General features: G+C 36.3%; 16 protein-coding genes. 7 read left to right on the forward strand and 9 right to left on the reverse strand.

The window, feature by feature from the left end; translation table 11 throughout:
• Positions 1-144 precede the first annotated feature (144 nt).
• Positions 145-1,356: an MFS transporter gene (locus ACGH6Q_RS05610; RefSeq protein ID WP_411592257.1), complete on the forward strand. Its 1,212-nt coding sequence runs from the start codon at positions 145-147 to the stop codon at positions 1,354-1,356.
• A 397-nt stretch (positions 1,357-1,753) separates the two neighbouring features.
• Here ACGH6Q_RS05610 and ACGH6Q_RS05615 read toward each other — a convergent pair whose 3' ends face one another.
• The 6 genes from ACGH6Q_RS05615 to sohB all read right to left on the reverse strand — a co-directional run bounded on the left by ACGH6Q_RS05615 (position 1,754) and on the right by sohB (position 11,794).
• Complete coding sequence (locus tag ACGH6Q_RS05615) at positions 1,754-3,277, reverse strand: hypothetical protein (RefSeq protein WP_411592259.1); 1,524 nt, start codon at positions 3,275-3,277, stop codon at positions 1,754-1,756.
• Positions 3,278-3,681: 404 nt separating this feature from the next.
• A complete protein-coding gene (purD, locus tag ACGH6Q_RS05620) occupies positions 3,682-4,971 on the reverse strand; it encodes a phosphoribosylamine--glycine ligase (protein ID WP_174799008.1) in 1,290 nt (429 codons plus the stop codon).
• Positions 4,972-5,054: 83 nt separating this feature from the next.
• Positions 5,055-6,647: a bifunctional phosphoribosylaminoimidazolecarboxamide formyltransferase/IMP cyclohydrolase gene (gene purH, locus ACGH6Q_RS05625; RefSeq protein WP_174799007.1), complete on the reverse strand. Its 1,593-nt coding sequence runs from the start codon at positions 6,645-6,647 to the stop codon at positions 5,055-5,057.
• Between the two features lie 462 nt (positions 6,648-7,109).
• Positions 7,110-8,702 (reverse strand): bifunctional aspartate transaminase/aspartate 4-decarboxylase, encoded by a 1,593-nt coding sequence (locus ACGH6Q_RS05630; RefSeq protein ID WP_411578436.1) that lies wholly within the window; start codon positions 8,700-8,702, stop codon positions 7,110-7,112.
• A gap of 29 nt (positions 8,703-8,731) precedes the next feature.
• Positions 8,732-10,432, reverse strand: coding sequence for an aspartate-alanine antiporter (gene aspT / locus ACGH6Q_RS05635; RefSeq protein WP_411592262.1), 1,701 nt, complete (start codon positions 10,430-10,432; stop codon positions 8,732-8,734).
• 246 nt (positions 10,433-10,678) lie between these two features.
• Positions 10,679-11,794 (reverse strand): protease SohB, encoded by a 1,116-nt coding sequence (gene sohB / locus ACGH6Q_RS05640; protein WP_297224106.1) that lies wholly within the window; start codon positions 11,792-11,794, stop codon positions 10,679-10,681.
• A gap of 167 nt (positions 11,795-11,961) precedes the next feature.
• Here sohB and ACGH6Q_RS05645 point away from each other — a divergent pair, with 167 nt between their 5' ends.
• On the forward strand, positions 11,962-13,662 hold the full coding sequence (locus tag ACGH6Q_RS05645) for a formate--tetrahydrofolate ligase (RefSeq protein WP_411592263.1): 1,701 nt from the start codon (positions 11,962-11,964) through the stop codon (positions 13,660-13,662).
• Complete coding sequence (locus tag ACGH6Q_RS05650) at positions 13,662-14,078, forward strand: RnfABCDGE type electron transport complex subunit B (protein WP_411592264.1); 417 nt, start codon at positions 13,662-13,664, stop codon at positions 14,076-14,078. The genes ACGH6Q_RS05645 and ACGH6Q_RS05650 overlap by 1 nt, the downstream gene beginning before the upstream one ends.
• Positions 14,079-14,112: 34 nt before the next feature.
• Here ACGH6Q_RS05650 and typA read toward each other — a convergent pair whose 3' ends face one another.
• Both typA and hemG read right to left on the reverse strand, forming a co-directional pair.
• The gene (gene typA, locus ACGH6Q_RS05655) at positions 14,113-15,939 is read right to left on the reverse strand and encodes a ribosome-dependent GTPase TypA (protein ID WP_065561705.1); all 1,827 of its coding nucleotides are present in this window, start codon (positions 15,937-15,939) and stop codon (positions 14,113-14,115) included.
• 165 nt (positions 15,940-16,104) lie between these two features.
• On the reverse strand, positions 16,105-16,638 hold the full coding sequence (gene hemG, locus ACGH6Q_RS05660) for a menaquinone-dependent protoporphyrinogen IX dehydrogenase (protein ID WP_296301044.1): 534 nt from the start codon (positions 16,636-16,638) through the stop codon (positions 16,105-16,107).
• Positions 16,639-16,777: 139 nt separating this feature from the next.
• Here hemG and glmU point away from each other — a divergent pair, with 139 nt between their 5' ends.
• From glmU to ACGH6Q_RS05675, 3 genes are all read left to right on the forward strand, one after another.
• Positions 16,778-18,163, forward strand: coding sequence for a bifunctional UDP-N-acetylglucosamine diphosphorylase/glucosamine-1-phosphate N-acetyltransferase GlmU (glmU, locus tag ACGH6Q_RS05665; RefSeq protein ID WP_411592266.1), 1,386 nt, complete (start codon positions 16,778-16,780; stop codon positions 18,161-18,163).
• A gap of 3 nt (positions 18,164-18,166) precedes the next feature.
• Positions 18,167-19,999, forward strand: a complete 1,833-nt coding sequence (gene glmS, locus ACGH6Q_RS05670; RefSeq protein ID WP_411592268.1) for a glutamine--fructose-6-phosphate transaminase (isomerizing) — start codon at positions 18,167-18,169, stop codon at positions 19,997-19,999.
• Between the two features lie 95 nt (positions 20,000-20,094).
• Positions 20,095-20,523, forward strand: coding sequence for a hypothetical protein (locus ACGH6Q_RS05675; RefSeq protein ID WP_411592269.1), 429 nt, complete (start codon positions 20,095-20,097; stop codon positions 20,521-20,523).
• Positions 20,524-20,761: 238 nt separating this feature from the next.
• On the opposite strand, the gene ACGH6Q_RS05680 is transcribed toward ACGH6Q_RS05675, so the two are convergent.
• Positions 20,762-21,343, reverse strand: coding sequence for a TetR family transcriptional regulator (locus ACGH6Q_RS05680; RefSeq protein WP_051634236.1), 582 nt, complete (start codon positions 21,341-21,343; stop codon positions 20,762-20,764).
• A 511-nt stretch (positions 21,344-21,854) separates the two neighbouring features.
• Between ACGH6Q_RS05680 and ACGH6Q_RS05685 the strand changes: the two genes are divergently transcribed.
• Positions 21,855-22,205, forward strand: coding sequence for a hypothetical protein (locus ACGH6Q_RS05685; RefSeq protein ID WP_411592270.1), 351 nt, complete (start codon positions 21,855-21,857; stop codon positions 22,203-22,205).
• The last annotated feature ends 74 nt before the right edge of the window (positions 22,206-22,279 follow it).

The raw sequence follows: 22,279 nt of genomic DNA on the forward strand, positions 1-22,279 counted from the left end.
ACACCCTATATACTAATTAAAATCAAAATAATTAATAAATGCAAATAATTTAATGAAATTTATTTAATTTTACTTATACAAATAAATAGAATACTATAAATCAAAACATACCAATTGGTATGCAATTAAGTAAGGAAAAATTAAATGGATAAAAAAAATAATTATCGTTGGTTTGTGCTTGGAATTGGTGTTCTGGCACAAGCAACATTTGCGATGGGTTTTGCTGGCATACCCATTACTGGAATTTTAATGCGAGATGCTTATCATTTTTCATTATACGAACTTGGTTTCGTTTTAGGAGCAATGGGGTTAGGTGTTGCAGTTTCAGAGATAATTTGGGGGATCTTGACAGATAAATTAGGTGACAAGAAGGTTTTGATTCTTGGGTTATGGTCATCAGCTATAATGTATGCCTTAATCGCCATATCACTCACGCCAGAAGCTTCACTTGGTGGTGGTGTTAAATATTTACACTTGGGAGCAGCCCTAGTTGTAACAGGAGCTTTCAGCGGTAGTATTAACTCATCATCTGGCAGAACTGTGATGTCATGGTTTGATGATAGTGAACGTGGATTTGCTATGAGTGTTCGTCAAACCGCAATCCCAGTTGGCGGTGCGATTGGAACTGGACTACTGCCTTGGTTATCCTATTCATATGGATTTGAACTGATGTTTATTGTATTAGCTACCACAGGCTTTAGCGTTGGTCTTGTAGTTATATTGTTTATCAACACTAAACAGAGTGAATCAAAATATACACCAAAATCAACCCTCACTATCCCCTCCCCACTAAAAACTGGGGCAGTTTGGAGGGTCGTTATGGCTGCGGGTTTTCTAACGGTACCTCAAATGGCAGTACTCACATTTGGTAGCATCTATATGCGTGATAACCTACATATAGATTTAACATCAATAGCTATTATTCTTATTGGTGTTCAGATTGGTGGTGGGCTGCTCAGGATCTGGTCAGGTTACTATACAGACAAAAAAAAGAATCGTATTGCCTTATTAAAATATTACGCCATACTTGGTGGAATGGCATCTTTAATGCTTTGTTTAATGGTGAGTAATACATATATCGGCATTATATTTATTGTGTTAACGGGGTTATTTGGCCATGCGTGGCACGGTATTGCTTATACCGAGGTAGCAGTGAAAGCGGGCATTGAACGTGCGGGAACAGCCTTGGGTATGATTGGCACTACTGTATTTATCACTTCGTTTCTAACTCCTATTATCATTGCTGATATCGCCCATAGCTACGGATGGCGAACGGTATGGGGCACTGTAACCATTCTGACATTTGCTTCGCTATTGTGTTTTATTTCATTGGCAAATAAAGAAATTAAACTTTAGTTTCTATTATTAGTTTGAATTAGTAAAATGATGACGATAAAGTAATTGCTCACTATATACAATACATAAATTACCTATAGTGATCCAAAAACTTTGATAATTAATAGAAAAAAATTAAGTCTTTAAGAAAATCATTGAAAATATTTATTAAGATGACCTTATAAAAAAAACTCAGGTAGACTATTTATTTTATTTAATTTTTATCTTTTAATAAAATTAAATAGTTATAGATTATCTTTCGTTTGTTAAGTTAACTTTTGTTTTTTATTTTTGCAAAGCGCTTTTGCTATTTATTAGAAAAAGCGCAAGCTTTTAAAACCTATTGGCGTGTCGTCTAGCTTTACACAGGACTTTGTTCTTTGGTTGAGTGTCCTCAGTTTAAGTTTAAGTGCAAAAACTAAGGAGTAACACAAACAATAGAAGATAAGCTTGTAGAGTAGTAAACAATACCATTCGACAAACCCACTGTGTACATATAGTAGCCTGTTCCTCCCATACTATCACTAGTCCAGTTGTACATGCTGTATTCAAAACCTGTATTAGTATAATACATCATGTTACCCCACTCTGTGGCTAATCCAGCCCCTATTCGTCTTTGGTAAGAACCATTATTAGAGGATGGCGGTACAGCTCCTTGCCAATCATTTCCCCAAGCAGAACTGTATGTATTAGTAAGATCCCTTATTTGTGGAATTCGATAACCTAAACTACTACACCAAGATACGCTATTAGGATAGATATCAAATCTAGTTCCTCCATTGACAAACCACTTTTGCAAAACAAATCCATATTTTACCACCACATTACCACTGCTATCCTTGCCTTTTAATTCAAATTCTTTCGGTAAATTTGGGATTGTAATTGGATCTGGATTAGCACTATCCCATTGTGCTTTAGCCTCTGGACCCGTTAGAGTAACACGCGTTACTGTTTCTGAACCATTAGGAATCCAACTATCGCTAGCGGTTGTCCTTGTCACCGTAGCGGTTATTCCTTCATGCGTGACTGGCTCCCAAGTCAACTGACTTGCATCTACTCCAACTATATCTAAATCAAAATATAAACCATCAGCACCCGTAGTCGGAAAATTTAACGCGTATGATACTGAATTGGTTGATTGAACTAGAAATCCCTTATCAGGGTTCCATTCGTAAGCTGGACCTGCGAAAATGTCTGTTCCTAATTGCAAATTCGGCCTTACGAAATTGACACCTACTGTAACCTTTGGTTTGATGTAATATGTTTCACTACCTTCTGTGAAGGTATTAGCTTTTGGTTCCCCGTATTGTGTGCTTAAAGATCCCCCTGTACTACTTAATTTTACTTTATAAGGTGCATTACTTATCGTTAATACTTCATTACGACTAACCGTTTGGTTATTTTTATCTGTGATACTAAGCGTTATACTTCCTTCTGCCATTACCCCGCCATCTTGGCCATCACCATCATCATCACCCCAATTACCCTGTGCGACTAAATCGCTAAGGTTCACAGAATTGGTTGATGTCGGTACTATCATGTCAATATTTTCAAAACTTTGACCTGATGCGGGTAGCTCAATGGGATTTGTTGATGATGAAGAATTGTTTTGCGGTGTGAATGTTCGACCATCCGATAACCTAATACTTAATAAGTCATCTGTTGTAGTCACTTTGGTAGTACCACCATCAAAAGTTAAATAAGGTGCAGTACCATGAATGAGTTTAGAAGTCGTGGCCGATAATGCCTGAGATTCCAATGAATACGGCAATAATAGTAGTAGTGTCAATGACAACGGAAATTTAGCAAGTGATTTCGATAAAAATTTTAAAGATAACTTTGATAAGATAAACAAGATTTGTGTAACACCACATCTAGCATGGTGATTTAATAAATTTAAGACATTGGCTTGCCTCTGCTTGTGTCTAAAATGATACTGCATTACGTTCCACCTGTCGATTAAGTTTATTGGTTTCTATATTAACCTTATAATTAAATTAACTAATTTTAAATTGGTGAAATTATAGACGTTTATATAAATTTTTGCTAGTTTTTAGATAAATTTTGGTTAATTTTTGTCAAGAATAAATGTTATTGTTTTGGCTTTATGACAGCTTTTAGGATACATTTTTTATTTAAAAACTTAGCAAGATTTCTGATATTTTGAGCTTTGAGAGTAACAAACCGCAACGGTAACATTATCCGATTTAGGCTATTTTATATCAAAATGATAAAGCACTTAGCGCTATCAAACACTCTACCCAAGGCAAAAATATTCAGGTAGAGCATTGATTTTATTGAACTTTTTATTTATTGTTTTTTAATAAATCAATTTTTCATAAACGGTTATTTATTTTTTTCCCGCTCAATTGCACGGTAGCCAATATCATGGCGATAAAAACAACCATGCCAATAGATGTCTTTGGCTTGCTGATAAGCACGTTGTTGAGCTTCAAGTACTGTGTTGCCAAGTGTAGTTACACATAATACTCGTCCCCCATTGGTGTAGACTCGCCCTTTTTCTAAACTAGTACCTGCATGGAAAATTTTGCAATCTTCGGTTGATTCTGCCGGTAGTCCAAGAATTATATCTTGGGTATGATATTCACCCGGGTAACCGCCTGCAGCTAGCACTACACCTAATGCGGATCTTGGATCCCATTTTGATTTGACCGTATCTAATTTGCCTTCTACCGCCGCTAAGCAAAGTTTGACCAAATCTGATTGCATTCGCATCATTATCGGCTGTGTTTCAGGATCGCCAAATCGGCAGTTGAATTCAATAACTTTGGGATTGCCGTTTTTGTCAATCATTAAGCCAGCATATAAAAAGCCGACATAGACGTTGCCTTCTTGCGCCATACCATTGACCGTTGGATAAATGATTTCATCCATTACCTTTGCAAAAACCGCATCAGTTACAACAGGAGCTGGCGAATACGCGCCCATGCCACCCGTGTTTAAACCTGTATCGCCATCGCCAACACGTTTATGATCTTGGCTAGTTGCCATTGGCTCGACATTTTTGCCATCTACCATGACAATAAAGCTAGCTTCTTCACCCTCGAGAAACTCTTCAATCACTACTCGGTGACCTGCATCACCAAAGGCATTTCCAGCTAACATGTCACGAACGGCGTCTTCGGCCTCTTTTAGTGTCATGGCAACAATAACGCCTTTACCAGCCGCAAGTCCATCGGCTTTAATCACGATCGGTGCGCCCTTTTCACGGATATAAGCAATTGCTGGTTCCACTTCAGTAAAGTTTTGATATTCAGCTGTTGGAATTTTATGACGTGCTAAAAAATCTTTAGTAAAAGCTTTTGAGCCTTCAAGTTGAGCGGCCGATTTTGTTGGACCGAAGATTTTCAATCCTGCTTTTTGGAAGCTATCAACAATGCCAATAACCAGTGGTGCTTCAGGACCAACAATGGTCAAATCCACTTGCTGTTGCTGGGCAAAATTAAGCAGTCCACTCACATCGGTGACTTTGATATTAATATTTTCTAAACTTGGTTCCAGTGCAGTACCAGCATTGCCGGGGGCAACAAAAACTTTAGAAACCAATGGAGATTGTGCTACTTTCCAAGCAAGCGCATGTTCACGCCCACCATTACCAATTACTAATACTTTCATAAAAGATCCTTTTAAGATGCCTTTCATAATATAAAGATATATATAGATAACTCTTTTTAAAAACTAACAAAGTGATCACACAATTAATGCCTAAAATGACGCATTTTAGTAAAGATCATCGCGATATTGTGCTCATTTGCGGCTTGGATCACTTCATCATCTCGAATCGAGCCACCAGGTTGAATCACACAAGTCACACCTGCGGCTGCAGCGGCATCGACGCCATCTCTAAATGGGAAAAACGCATCTGAAGCAACAACTGATCCAGCAACGTTTAAATTTTCATCTTTAGCTTTAATTCCCGCTATCTTAGCAGAGTAAACACGACTCATCTGCCCTGCTCCAATACCAATTGTCATATTATCTTTTGCATAGACAATGGCATTTGACTTAACAAATTTTGCCACTTTCCAACAAAATAGCGCATCTGAAAGCTCTTGAGCAGTGGGGTTACGTTTGGTTACTACAGTTAATTCATTTGGCGATATCATACCTAGATCGCGATCTTGCACTAATAAACCGCCATTGACACGTTTAAAATCTAAACTTACTGATGCTGATGTTGACCACTCACCACATTCAAGTACACGCACATTTTTTTTAGCTTGAGTAATGGCTAAAGCTTCTTGGCTAACTGATGGGGCAATAATTACTTCTACAAATTGTTTATCAACAATGGCTTTTGCGGTATCTACATCAAGCTGTCGATTAAAGGCTATAATGCCACCAAAAGCTGAAGTTGGATCAGTTTTAAAGGCTTTTTCATAAGCATGTAAAATATTATCACTAACCGCTACACCACAAGGATTAGCATGTTTTACAATCACACATGCTGGCTCATCAAATGATTTTACACATTCAAGCGCAGCGTCTGTATCAGCAATATTGTTATAAGAAAGGGATTTACCTTGCAATTGGTTTGCTGTTGCAATCGAGGCTTCTTTGATATCTTGCTCAACATAAAAAGCCGCTTGCTGATGTGCGTTTTCACCGTAACGCATATTCTGTTTTTTAATGAATTGTAGATTTAAAGTTCGAGGAAACTCGCCCGATGGTTGATTGGTTTCACCCATGTAAGGTGGCACTAATTGCCCAAAATAGTTGGCTATCATACCATCATATTTGGCCGTATGTTCAAAGGCTTTAATTGCAAGGTTAAAACGATATTTAAATGAAAGGGAGTTTTGGTTACTATCCATCATATTGATGATATTTTCATAATCACCACAATCAACTACAATGGCAACATCTTTATGATTTTTGGCCGCAGATCGAACCATTGTCGGGCCACCAATGTCAATGTTTTCAACCGCATCATCTAACGTACAATCTGGTTTAGCGACAGTCTGTGCGAAGGGGTAAAGATTAACAACAACCATATCAATCGGTGCAATTTGGTGTTGTTGCATAATATCATCATCAATACCCCGTCGCCCTAAAATTGCCCCATGAATTTTAGGATGTAAAGTTTTAACTCGCCCGTTCATCATTTCAGGAAAACCAGTGTAATTTGATACTTCAATAACAGGTATTTGGTTTTCCATTAATAATTTTGCTGTCCCCCCAGTCGAAAGGAGTTCCACATTACGTTCTGATAAGGCTTTTGCAAATTCTAAAATACCGGTTTTGTCGGACACACTAAGTAAAGCACGACGGATAGGACGAAACTGCTGCATGAAAGGCTCCGAAATTGATATCTACAATCTAAGTTATTGAGCCAACATTATATATAAATTAAAGATAGAAGTTTAGTGTTAACTTATCAAAAACGATCAAAGTAGTTGAATGATAATATTTGACTTTATTTCGGTTTTGACAAATCAGCTATATTTTATTCTTGACAAAATACCTAACACTTCCAACACGCTTTTTTGACGTGTTATGCTCGCTTATTTGTCAGCATATTTTGACGACGTATAAATGGTTATATTAACCTTTTAACGTTATAAAGATAGGTCTATTTTTCGTTTTACATAACTCAGGTAGTATATTGATTTTATATTTTCTCAAAAGATAGATTGTCGTAATACTGTTACTTTTGGATACATCAGTAGTAGAAAATTTACAACATTTTGGTTGAATAAAACCCTAGACTAGCTAGGGTATTAATTAAGTTTATTGATTTAAATATTTAACTATTAATTCTTCGCTTTATATTCAGCATAATATTCTTCTGCTAATTTACGCATTGATAATCCAATTGCGGCATATTGATATTCATTTAAGTTTGCTAACGATGCTCGAGCAGAAGGATGTTGTACAGCAAATCCCTTACCCGGTAGTAGTACAACACCTGCTTCATCAGCAATTCTGAATAACATTTCAGATGGATTTTTATTTTTTAGGATCCATTTAGCAAATTTATCGTCATATAATTCTCGGCAAATATGTTCAAGATCCACTAGAGTGTAATAATCTACACTGTTTTCATCGGTTTGATGTTTAAGACCTAAATGTTGATAAAGTGATATTGCACGGCGTCGAATTAACGATTTTAATGCTGTTTTATAACTTTGATCGCTATCCATCATTTCACATAATGCAAATAATACCATTTGTACTTGCTGTGGTGTTGATAGTCCAGCAGTATGGTTTAATGCAACCGCACGACTATCGGCTACTAAGCGGTCTATAAATTTTAGATTTTCAGGGTCAGTAACAATTGAGCTATATCGTTTATTTAAGATCTGTTTGGTTTTGCTTGGTAACGCTTTAATGGCTTTATCTATTACATTATCATGTGCTGTTGCAATAACACCTAAACGCCAACCTGTAGCACCAAAATATTTAGAGAATGAATAAACTAAAATAGTATTTTGAGGGCAAATTGCAAATAAAGATTGGAAGTCATCAGCAAATGTGCCATAAACGTCATCAGTCAAAATGATCAATTCAGGACGTTTTTTAACAATCTCAGCAATGATTTTTAAACTTTTGTCATCAATTTTAACTGATGGTGGATTTGAAGGATTAACAACAAAAAAGGCTTTAATTGCTGGATCTTCTAATTTACGCAATTCTGACTCAGGATACTGCCAATTTGAGTTAGGATCAGAATTAATTAATACCTCAACTAATTGGTAATCGTTAAGTTCAGGAATTTCGAGATAAGGCGTGAATATAGGTGCGCCAATGGCAATTTTGTCACCTTTTTGGATTAATCCATTTTCTTTCATTGAGTTAAAAATATAAGCCATGGCAGCTGTGCCACCTTCAACAGCAAATAAATCTATATCATTACGATCCAGATATTGAGCACCCATTTGTTGTAAAACATATGCTTTAACCACATCTTCACTAAAATGTAGCATTCTATCTGGTACTGGATAATTACATCCTAAAATACCTTCTACCATTTCTTGTAAAAAGGCGTTTTCGTCAAGCCCTAGTTGATCACGAATATAAGAAAATGCCTTACCTAAAAAGGCAACACCAGGAGTGTTGTAATTTTGGCAAATAAAATGTTCAAAGCGTCCGGTTAGTCCTGCTTTAATTGGCATGCCACCGATACCTTCATTTAAATATGAAAATGACATTTCGGATTCTTGGGTTGCAAATACACCTAATTGGAAAAAAGCTTGACGAGGCCAAGTAGCAAGAAAGTTGGGATTGCCTCTACCTGCATTTAACATTACACGATCGGTATGACTTTGTGCCAGTTTAATTAAGTTATCTTTTAATTCAAAAGGACTTAAATTAGCATATTGACTGTATTCTGTTTTGTTTTTCATACATTTGTATCCTTAATTTGATGGATCAATTAAACAAAAGCAACAACTAATGGTCCTAATAAAGTTAGGAAAACATTAGCTAAAGCATAAGTAATGGCAAAAGAGTTGGTTGGTGTTGAGTTACCGGCTTTATTTAGCACTTCACCAAAAGCAGGATTAGCACTACGCGAACCCGCTAAAGCACCAGCAAACACCGCTACATTTTTATAGCCTAGTACATATTTACCAAAATAAATGGCAAGTAACATTGGCAATAAAGTAACAACAACACCAATTAAAAATAGGGATAAACCTTGTTCTTTAATAGTATTAATCGCTTGAAGACCAGAACTTAAACCAACAACCGCCACAAAACCTGCCAAGCCAAAATCTTTTAAAAGTTGCACAGCACCAGTTGGTATGTTACCGATAGTTTGATGAACAGAGCGATACCAGCCAAATAATAATCCTGATAAAAGCGCACCACCACCAGCTCCTAATGTAATAGGAATATCGCTAACACGTATAACGATTAAACCAATAATAAGACCTACAACAAGCCCTAAACCATGAAATATCCAGTCAGTTTTTTCACTTTTAGTGATTGGAGCACCAATTTTATCCACAACACGACGAAGATCACCATCAGCACCATAAATAGTAATAACATCACCAAGTTTTAAATTAATATCGTTAGTAAGAGGAAGGGATTGTCCATCACGATGAATAGCCAAAAGGTATATTCCATGTTTTAATTTCATAACTTCGTCAGATTGAAGTACTTGAGTAAGATTTTGATCCACATAACGGCTATTACGCATTTCAACATCTAGTTTGTTCATCACTACATCCATACCTGATGCTGAATTTACTTCGCTACCAAGTAGATCTTGTGCTTTAATCATAGCGTCACGATGACCCACAACCAGAATGATATCTTTTGACTTTAATACTGTTTCAGGAGTTGCTTCTATTATTTTATTGCCACGTTTAATACGTTCAATACTGATACCATTTACAGTTTGTTCAATATGGGAAACAGTTTGGTTGATTTTATTGGTAATACGATACAAACGACCACTAATATCAGATAAAGCTAAATTTTGATCATTGCCCAATAAGAGCGAACCATGAAGCTGTTCTGCTTGTGCTTTAATTGCATCATCGCCAATATCTCTACCCATTATTTTTGGTAGAATATTGACACACACTATAATGGCACCTAGTGAACCAAATATATAAGTCACTGCATAACCAATAGTGACATTAGCTTGCATTTTACTTAATTCTTCAGCACTTAATCCAAGTTGACTTAATGCATCAGAGGCTGTACCCATAATGGCAGATTGGGTCAATCCTCCTGCAGCTAAACCAGCAGCAAGGCCTTTGTCTAAATTAAATATTTTAGCTAAAATTACAACAGTCACAAAGCTTGCGACAGCAATAAATAATGCTAAGAATATTTCGCGTAATGTTTTCACGCCTAGTGAACGGAAAAACTGAGGACCACTTTCATAACCCACAGCATAAATAAATAGTGCAAAGAGAATCGACTTAACCCCAGCATCAATAGTAACGCCCAAAACACTTAAAGCAACAGCAACAAGTAACGAACCAGCAACACCACCGAGTTGGAATTTACCCATTCGAATGCCACCAATTAAATATCCTAAACTTAACGATAAAAATAATAGAATTTCTGGGGAGTGTTTAAGCCCATCTAAAACCCAATTTGAAAGCCATTGAAACATATTAATTGTCCTCAAGGAGAAACATAAAGAAATGTAATTAAAGGAAAGAGTTTACCCATTAATTTTTATGGATTGCTTATATATTAAACCTATTTAGAATAATGGATATTCAGTTTTGGCAATTAATGCTATCGTTAAAAATTAATCAGTTGCTGATAAACTTTTACGTCAAAAATGAGCTTAATTTATGATTTTTGAATTTTAGGTCTAAGAGGATATAAGTATTTGCTAAACAAAAAAGGGCTATTACAGCCCGTTTTCTTGTCTAAAAAACAATCTTTCTACACTTTTCATCACGTTCTTCGAAATTCTTTCCGATAGCTTTTGCCTACGTTGATAGCAGACTGAGATAATTTTATGTGTTTCTAAGTGAGATAAAATAAAGTCATCACTTGTACTGATTTCGTCAACTAAGCCTTTATTTTTAGCTTGTGTTGCAAACCAGTGTTCGCCTGTTGCAACTTGTTCGATATCAACATTTGGGCGATACTCTTTAACAAAGTCTTTAAATAAAAGATGAGTTTCTTCTAATTCTTGTTTGAATTTTTGACGTCCTTCTTCGGTATTTTCACCAAACATCGTCAATGTACGCTTATACGCACCTGCCGTTTGTAATTCAATATCTACATCATGTTTTTTGAGTAAGCGGTTAAAATTAGGGATCTGCGCAACCACACCAATTGAACCCACAATTGCAAATGGTGCTGCCACAATTTTGTTAGCGGTACAAGCCATCATATATCCCCCACTTGCCGCAACTTTATCAACCACTACAGTGAAAGGTATATCACGCTGTCTAAACCGTAATAATTGCGATGCAGCAAGACCATAACCGTGAACCACGCCACCTGGACTTTCAAGCTTAATGACAACTTTATCTTCAGGCTTAATAACAGCTAACACAGCAGTGATTTCTTGGCGTAATTCTTCAACTTCGTGTGCATCCATGCTGCCATTGAAAGATAATACAAATAATTTAGGTTTAACTTGTTGGTTTGTATTACTTTCTACTGGTTTCGCTACATTATCTGAATCTGACGAAGTTTGTTCGGCAGATTTTTCTTGATTTTTAGCTTGTTTCTTTTTTTGTTTAGCTGCTAATTTCGCTTGCTTTCTCTCATTTTTTTTCTGTTTTTTAAGATCTTTCATAAACAGCTTAGCTTCTAACTCGTCCATGCTTGACATTAACATGTCGTCTTTAACTTGTTCATATTCTTGGCTAATATCTTTAACCGATAACCGCCCTGCCACCGTTGCTGATTTACGGCGTTGGCTTAATATAAAAACAAGTACAGCTAAAATTGCTATAACAACTGTTGCTGTTTCAGCTAAAAAAAGTGAATACTCAGAAAACCAATTCATTTAATTATTATCCTTTAATGAAATATATGTTGATTGAATAGATTTAGTAATTATAACAAGATAATTGCGAATTGTGCCGAAAAACGATAAAGATAAAATTGTCGCTTTATTCGGCAAATCAAATTATTTATACTGATAACCCAAATTACTGTTAGATGAGAATTAATATGCCATTACATCCAATTACCGAAATAGCTAAACAATGCAACATTCCAGAAGAATTTGTCCTGCCTTACGGCAAGCATGTGGCAAAAGTTGATCTATCCATTCTTAAAACCAAACCAAACAAACCTAACGGTAAATTGGTATTAGTTACTGCTATCACGCCGACGCCACTTGGTGAGGGTAAAACAGTTAATACTATCGGGCTAAGTGAGGGCTTAAATTATATTGGTAAGTCAGCAATCGCTTGTATCCGTCAACCAAGTTTAGGTCCTGTATTTGGTGTTAAAGGTGGTGCTGCTGGCGGTGGTAAAGCCGAGGTTTTGCCAATGGAAACATTAAATCTACACTTAACAGGTGACATTCATGCCATCACTGCCGCACATGATTTAGCTTCTGCTGCTTTAGATTCAAGGCTTTATCATGAAGAACGTTTAGGTGATGAATTTACTGTACAAACAGGTTTACCGCGTTTAAACATTGATGTAAATCGCATTGTGTGGAAGCGAGTGATAGATCATAACGATCGTGCGCTTCGTAAAATAACTGTCGGTGTTGGTGGTGGCGTTAATGGTGTTACACGCCAAGATGGATTTGAAATTACCGCAGCGTCAGAACTCATGGCAATTTTAGCCTTAGCTTCAGATTTACATGATATGCGTGCTCGTATTGGTCGTATTATTCTTGCTTATAATACGCAAGGCGAAGCCATTACCGCAGAACAACTTGAAGTTGCTGGCGCCATGACTGTGTTACTTAAAAATGCGATTAATCCAAACCTGATGCAAACTGTTGAAAACACACCAGTACTTATTCATGCTGGGCCTTTTGCTAATATCGCTCATGGTAACTCATCTGTCATTGCCGATCGCATTGCTTTACAACTTGCTGATTATGTCGTGACTGAAGCGGGCTTTGGTTCGGATATGGGTATGGAAAAATTCTTTAATATCAAATATCGCCAAGCTGGCATTAAAGCTTCATGTGTAGTGCTTGTTGCAACAGTTCGTAGTTTAAAATCTAACAGTGGTAAATATAATATTAAACCTGGGCAAGCAATTCCAAAAGAAATTTCAGAATCTAACGTTGAATTACTTGAAATTGGTGCTGCCAATTTAGCATGGCATATCAACAATGCCAAAAGCTATGGATTGCAAGTAATTGTCGCTATTAATCGCTTTCCACACGACAGTGAAGAAGAATTAGCGTTTTTACAAAAATATGCGATTGAACATGGTGCATTTGCCTGTGAAGTGAGTGAAGTCTTTACTCAAGGCGGTAAAGGCGCTGAAAAATTAGCAAAACATGTTATTAAAGCGTGTGAAATGCCAAGTGAAATTAAATTGCCTTATCCTGATAATATGCCACTCGCAGATAAGATTCAAACCATGGTAAAAAAATATGGTGCTAACAAAGCTAATTTATCAGCCACTGCACTGGAAAACATCAAAGAGATCGAAGAATTAAAACTGGATCATTTGCCACTTTGTATTGCTAAAACGCCAATGTCAATTAGTGCTGATGCAAACTTAAAAAATGTTCCTACCGATTTTGATGTCGATATCAGTCATTTAGCTATATCTGCCGGTGCTGGTTTTATTCGTGTTTATGCTGGTAATGTGATGACCATGCCAGGGCTAGGTACTAATCCTGCTTATAGACAAATCGATATTGACAAAGATGGTAATATTGTAGGTTTAAGTTAATGCAAGAAGTAATTATGCAAACTAAGCAAGAATATAAAGCGTTTATTGATGAAGAAAACTGTATTGGTTGTGGCAAATGCATTCGTGTTTGCCCAACCGATGCTATAGTGGGCAGTAAGCAAGTGCTGCACACTATTTTGCCACAGTTATGTACTTCGTGTAGTAATTGTATTAATACCTGTCCAACAGACTGTATTACATTAAGCACTTTAGGCAATGTATTAAGTGAATCAGAAGAGTTAGCGTTAACTGAGAAAAAGCAACAGCGATTAAATCACAACCAATTGGTGCCACCAACAATTTTGTTTCCTCGTGTCACACCGATGGCAAACAAAACTAGCACATCGATCGACCGGAAACAGTCTATCGCCGATGCCATTGCTAGAGTAAAAGCCAAAAAAAACCTCGCTAAATAGCGAGGTTTTCATATTACGATAGAACTAATATTAATTAGTCTTTGTTACCACTTCTAAATGCACGTTTTCGGTCATTTTCCGTCAAATGACGTTTACGAAGACGAATAGATAACGGTGTTACTTCCACTAATTCATCATCGTCGATAAACTCTAACGCTTGTTCCAATGACATTTTAATTGGTGGTGAAAGTGTTGTTGCTTCGTCGGTACCTGATGCTCGCATATTAGTCAATTTTTTACCCGTTAAACAGTTAACAGTTAAATCGTTTGAACGAGTATGTATACCAATGATTTGCCCTTCATATACTTCAGCACCATGACCTAGGAATAACTTACCACGATCTTGTAAACCATATAACGCATAAGCCAATGCTTTACCTGTACCGTTAGAAATCATTACGCCATTATTACGCTGACCAATTTCACCCGGGCGAATATCATCATAATGACTAAATGTAGAATAAAGTAAACCTGTACCTGAAGTCATAGTCATAAATTCAGTTCTGAAACCGATAAGTCCACGACTTGGAATGACATAATCTAAACGCACACGACCTTTACCATCTGGTAACATGTTGGTTAGATCACCTTTGCGTAAACCAAGAGCTTCCATTACTGAACCTTGATGCTGTTCTTCAATATCAAGCGTAACTTGTTCAAATGGTTCTTGTTTTTTACCGTCAATTTCTCTAAAAATAACCTTAGGGCGAGAAACACCTAACTCATAACCTTCACGGCGCATATTTTCAATTAGTACTGATAAATGCAATTCACCACGACCCGATACTCTAAAAGCATCTGGATCTGGAGTTTCTTCAACGCGCAACGCAACATTATGTACAAGCTCTTTATTTAAACGCTCAAGAATTTGTCGAGATGTTACATATTTACCTTCTTTACCAGCAAATGGTGAGCTATTAACATTAAAGAACATAGTTACTGTTGGTTCATCAACAGTTAATGCCGGCAGAGCTTCAACGCAACTGTTATCACAAATCGTGTCAGAGATACCGAGTTCACCAAGACCAGTTAATGCAATAATATCACCCGCTTCGGCAACTTCAGCTTCATAACGTTGCAACCCTAAATGGCCTAGCACTTGCCCTACTTTACCTGTACGTTTGTTACCTTCACTATCAACTATAGTCACTTGTTGATTTGGTTTAACACGACCACGTTTAATACGACCAATACCAATAACGCCAACATAATTATTATAATCAAGTTGAGAAATTTGCATTTGGAATGGACCATCTAAATCCACTTTTGGTGGTTCAACATGTTTAACAATCGCTTCAAATAGTGGCGTCATATCTTCAGCCATATTTTCATGATCTAAGCCCGCAATACCCATTAATGCAGAAGCATAAACAATAGGGAAATCTAGCTGTTCATCAGTAGCTCCTAAATTAACAAACAGATCAAACACTTGGTCAACCACCCAATCAGGGCGAGCTCCTGGTCGGTCTACTTTATTGATAACCACAATCGGTTTTAAACCATAAGCAAATGCTTTTTGCGTTACAAAACGTGTTTGAGGCATTGGTCCATCCATTGCATCAACGAGCAATAATACAGAATCAACCATAGACATAACACGTTCAACTTCACCGCCAAAATCAGCATGTCCTGGGGTATCAACGATATTAATTCGGTAACCATTCCAATCAATAGCGGTATTTTTAGCTAAAATGGTAATACCACGCTCTTTTTCGAGCGCATTAGAGTCCATGATGCGTTCGTTATCGTCACCACGTAGATTATCTAGCGTACCTGACTGTTTTAATAACTTATCAACCAATGTCGTTTTACCATGGTCAACGTGAGCAATAATGGCAATATTTCTTAAATTTTCAATCACAATTAAAATTCCAATTAGGAGACAGATTCTATAGGCGCAGTATTGTACACCTTTTTAGCCGAAATGTTGATCTATATCACAAAGTTTCTTTAAAAGAAGTTGAACACTTGATATCTTTAGAAAAATATCAATTTATTTGTAAAAAAGTTTCAGGTAACTATACGTTTAAGTATAAAACTGTTTGGCAAATTCATCTACCTTTGCCCAATCTGTATATTCAATAACTGGTTTTGTTACATCAGTATCACCTTTCCCTAACCACATAATAAAGCGGATCATATTGCGATCAAACCAATTATATTGAGGATAATAAAGCGCACCAGCAAAAACAGCAGTAAAAGCTGGTTTCCATGCTATTTTAGCTAAAAACTTTTTGGTATATAAATTTGTTTCTGGTGTATTTTTGTTGGGTTTCCTCGCAACCATATTTACCCCAAAAAATCCAGACTTCATACTATTTAACTGCTGATAATTCTTATCGATAAATACTTTCATCACTTTGCTATAAAATCCATAACGAATCGAACTTCCCAATAAGGCTGCTTGGTATTGCGTCAAATCGATTTTAGTATCAGGTAACAGTTCAATAACATCACAATCACATCGACCATTAAGTCGTGTTTTTATACGTTGCATAATCTTAAATGTCTGTTTTTCGTGTGTGGTATAGAGTAATAAAACTTTTATAGCGGAATTCATAACTTGCTGCCTCTTTTGTTAAACTCTTTGGTAAATATCAATTTTACTTTTTTTATGATAAAAATTAAAAGATTGGGGATGATTTCATTAAAAATTTTGATTATAGTGTTACGCTAATTCAACCAGATCGGAACCAATTATGGCAATTTCACCACCAAAGCTAAGTGCAATTATTTTGGCGGCAGGAAAAGGCACACGGATGCATTCCAACCTACCTAAAGTTTTACATAAAATTGGCGCCAAGCCGATGTTACAACATGTGATTGATACAGTTCAACAACTTAATACAAATCGCATCAATATTGTTTATGGACATGGCAAACAACAGCTTAAAGATGCGCTTAAAGAGCAACATGTGCAACTGGTATATCAAGCTGAACAACTAGGTACTGGTCATGCAGTGCAACAAGCTATCCCTTACATTCAAGATGACGAAGATATCTTAATTTTATATGGCGACACTCCCCTTATATCGGCTCAAACACTACAAACTTTAATTGCCAGTAAACCCCAGCAAGGTATCGCTTTATTAACTGTTATTCTTGAAGAGCCAACAGGTTATGGTCGAATAGAACGCAAAAATGGCAAAGTTATTGCTATTGTTGAACAAAAAGATGCCACACCAGAGCAACAAAAAATCAACGAAATTAACACTGGCATAATGCTAGTTAACGGAAAATTATTGAAAAGTTGGTTATTACGTTTAACCAATAATAATGCGCAAAAAGAGTTCTACTTAACCGATATTATTGCTTTTGCTTACCAAGATGGTTATGAAATCTTAACCTCGCACCCAGTTCAACAATTTGAAGTTGAAGGTGTTAATAATCGCCTACAATTGGCAATGTTAGAAAGACAATATCAACACCTGCAAGCTCAAAATTTATTACTAGCTGGTGTAACACTGCTTGATCCAAATCGCTTTGACTTACGAGGCACACTATCGCATGGTAAAGATGTTACGATTGATTGTAATGTAATTATTGAAGGAAATGTCAAACTAGGCAATAACGTATTTATTGGTGCAGGCTGTGTCTTAAAAAATTGCTCAATTGATGACAATTCAACAATCAGTCCGTATAGCATTATTGAAGATTCAACTATCGCTAAACAGTGCACTATCGGACCTTTCGCCCGTCTACGACCTGGTTCACAGCTTGATGAACAAGTCCATGTTGGCAACTTTGTTGAATTAAAAAAAGCACATCTAGGCCAAGCAAGCAAAGCCGGACACTTAAGCTATCTTGGCGATAGCGAAATTGGTAGTAACGTCAACATAGGTGCAGGCACCATCACCTGTAATTATGACGGTGCAAATAAATTTAAAACTATTATTGAAGATGATGTGTTTGTCGGTTCTGATACGCAATTAATTGCACCTGTAAAAGTGGGTAAAGGGGCAACTATTGCAGCAGGGACAACGGTTACCAATAATGTGAATGAGAACGAATTGGTCGTAAGCCGAGTAAAACAAAAACAACTTGCTGGTTGGAAACGACCAACAAAGCTAGCTAACGAGGAATAAGATATGTGTGGAATTGTAGGTGCTATCGCCAAACGTGATGTTGCTGAAATATTATTAGAAGGTTTAAAACGATTAGAATATCGTGGTTATGACTCGGCAGGACTGGCAATTATTTCACCACAAGGTGAATTACAACGCGTTCGTCGTGTTGGCAAAGTACAAGCACTTAAAGATGCCATTGAACAGCATCTACTAGAAGGTTCTACAGGAATTGCTCATACTCGCTGGGCAACTCATGGTGAACCAGCTGAACACAATGCTCATCCACATGTATCGGGTTTTATTGCCGTTGTGCATAATGGAATTATCGAAAATTTTGAACCACTGCGTGAAAAGCTGATCGCCAAAGGTTACCAATTCCGTTCCGAAACCGACACTGAAGTTATTGCTCATTTAATTCATAACATTATATCAACCGAAGATTGTTCCTTATTTGACGCTGTACAAAAAGCTATTCCACAACTACGAGGGGCTTACGGTACAGTCATTATGGATACTCGCAATCCAGATATATTGGTTGCGGCACGTTCAGGCAGTCCTTTAGTTATAGGTTGCGGCATAGGTGAACACTTTATCGCATCCGATCAATTAGCACTATTACCCGTCACTCGCCGATTTATTTATTTAGAAGAAGGGGATATCGCACTTATCACTCATCGAAAAGTAACAATTTTAGACAAAAATCATCAAGAAGTAACAAGACCATGTATAGAATCTGACGCAAAGTATGACGCGGGTAGTAAAGCAGGCTATAGTCATTACATGCAAAAAGAGATCTACGAACAACCTAATGCAATAAAAAATACGCTTGAAGGCCGCATGGTACATGGTAAAGTTGATTTGTCCGAACTTGGTGATGAAGCCAAAGCCATCCTTAAACAGGTTGAGCATGTTCAAATTGTTGCCTGTGGTACTGCTTATAATGCAGGTATGGTTGCACGTTATTGGTTTGAAGCTTTAGCAGGAATTCCTTGTGATGTCGAGATTGCATCAGAATTCCGTTATCGAAATCCAGCTCGTCGCAAAAATAGCTTATTTATCACCCTTTCACAATCTGGTGAAACGGCTGACACACTCGCTGCATTGCGATTAGCCAAAGAAAATAATTACCTAAGCACCCTTGCTATCTGTAATGTGGCAGCCTCAACACTCGTGCGCGAAGCAGATTTAGTTCTATTAACCAAGACGGGGGTTGAAATCGGTGTTGCGTCAACTAAAGCCTTTACCACACAATTAACGGTTTTATTGCTACTAGTTGCCAAATTAGGACGCATAAATAATATGGCTGAAAGTACTGAGCAGGCTATTGTGCATGCGCTCCAAGTCCTACCAAACCGCATTGAACAAGTGCTCACAGCAGAACCTAAAATAAAAAAACTAGCTAGTCATTTTGTGGATAAACATCATGCGCTATTCTTAGGTCGAGGTGATGAGTATCCAATCGCTATGGAAGCTTCGCTAAAGCTCAAAGAAATATCTTATATTCACGCTGAAGCCTATGCTGCTGGTGAACTCAAACATGGTCCACTTGCATTAATTGATGCGGATATGCCAGTGATTGTTATGGCACCAACCAACGAAATGCTAGAAAAATTAAAATCTAATATAGAAGAAGTTCGAGCGCGTGGCGGTCAACTGTATGTTTTTACTCAAGAAGATGCAGGTTTTGTTAGTGATGATACTATGCATATTATCAATCTTCCCCATATTGAAGAGCTTACTGCACCAATATATTACACAGTACCTACACAACTACTTGCGTATCATGTTGCTTTGATCAAAGGAACCGATGTCGATCAGCCTCGTAATTTAGCAAAATCAGTAACGGTAGAATAGATACGCAAACAACTTACTATTTTTATTTAACTGTGTTGTTATACTTATAGTGTGTAAATATTTTATTTGAATTATAACTATTTAAGGAGAGATTCATGGGAATAGAATATAGTATCATTGCAATGGATGACAGTGTTACACAAGATATTGTTTTAAATGCGTTCAGCCCGTATTGTACTAAAAAAGATGACGAAGAATATTTATTAGATTATGGTGATGAAGTTTATGAAGATATGATTATATGCAATCATTGTACCTTATATCTATCCTTCAAAGAGAGCAGCAAGGATATAATAGAGTCGATTGAAATTATTAAACCTTCTGATCATCCAGCGTTAGAAAAAGCCATCTTTTTACTTATTCATGAATATCCAATGTTTATTGCAGGTCCAGATTTTCCATTGATGACAGCAAATAAAAAATGTATGGATTTATTAAAAGTAGAAGATATTGAAACCTATGAAGACACCGAATTAGTTTCGTCATTTGATGAATTCTCTAACCTTTTAACTAGTTACGAATAGATATAAATGACCTAAAAGCCGTCTGATTTTTATAAATTAAAGTAGTGGTATGACCATTTGTTTTTTGAACTCGTTAGTAAAGCTACGTTTTGCTCTTCGTGATGAATCGACTGCCATTGTTGTTACCTTCTCTTATTTTTTAGTTTATCATAACAATGACCTTATAAAACTGGTACTACTTAGTGTAGCCGATCCATTCATTTTGATGAATTGTAGTGGTAGTGCCTTCATCATGTATTTAATATACGCAGGGATAGTTCATTCCATTTTCTATAAGAACAAAGGTTTCATCTAATACATCATAAAATGGTGCAGAGTCTTTTTTCTCTTTCCATATATCATAGGCAGCACTATATACAAACTCTAATAGAGTCGATAATATCATTGGTCTCATATCATGCAAATGGTTTACCCCTAATTTTTTTGCAATTAATTCGGTAAGGAGTTGTTTTTTTGATTGTAATAATTCATTATTTTTTGCACGAATCGACGGATGATTCCGAATTAAATCTCTTAGTGTCTTAAATCTATTTGGATCTATTCCGTAAGCTCCCTCTTCACAGCATTTTGTTACATTTACCGATGATTTTCGTAATGCAAGTAATATGGATTCAGTTGCGGGTCTAAACTCTAAAGATGTGATAATTTCATCATATTCGACTAGCTGATAATCTAGAACCACATCCTCTTTACAGGAAAAATAACGAAAAAACGTCCTAGATGATACATCAGCAAGATCTGCGATATCATTTACGGTGGTATTATCAAACCCTTTTTGTACAAATAACTTGAATGCGGCTTCAACTAGCTCTTCTCGCATTTTTATTTTTTTTCTTTCTCGAAGAGAGTCGTTTGTTTTTGTCACGTATTAATGCTCCACTAAAATTTAAATTGAGTACTTCATTCTTATATGTCATACCTTTTAGTTACAGACTCTAACAGTATAAAACTATATTAGATATGTAAGAAAATCTAAGTATTTTACTAATTATTCTTGTCAAGCAGCAATACTTTTCATATACTCAATGTGTCACTTAGTGACAAATTACATAAATAGACAATTGTCGCTTAGTGATAAAGTTCGCAAAATGCCACTTTAATTGTAATTATCTCACTTGTATGGCTTTAATATAACAGTTTGGGTTTTTAACATAATTAAAAGGACCGTTGATATGGAATATATACCATTTAAAATTAATTACTCATTCCCCAAAAAAGATGAGTTATTCTCAAATATACCAAATTGGAAAATTGATTGCTCTCGAGCAGTATTATTAATTCATGATATGCAACATTTTTTCTAAATTTTTTTGAAAATGAAACTAAATAATATGAACGAGAATTTAGAATCAATTCTTTCAGATCAACCCACTTCATTTGCTATCGTTTATAGACCGAAATTAGACAACAACACAGTCGACGTATTTACTGGCAATTTTGCAACTTACGACACACTTGACGATATTCCGTTTGATTCTTTCAATTATAAACAAAATAAACTACATGATGTATTAGCATTAATCTCATTTAAACAAATTAAAGAGAAAGGATTCAAATATGTTGATGACGAAACTCCTCTTGTTGTAATGAAAATTAAACAACAAACAAAAAAAGAAAAAACAAAAATAATAGAAATGATAGAAGATCATAATCTACTTATCGAAAATGAACATTACAGTTGATCCTCGCCAAAATATTAGACAGTGCCCACCTCTATCATTTTTTCGTTTTGGTAATATTGTTGTTCATATTGTTC

This window comes from Gilliamella sp. BG2 (assembly GCF_046635645.1).
GTDB classification, from domain to species: Bacteria; Pseudomonadota; Gammaproteobacteria; order Enterobacterales; family Orbaceae; genus Gilliamella; species Gilliamella bombi.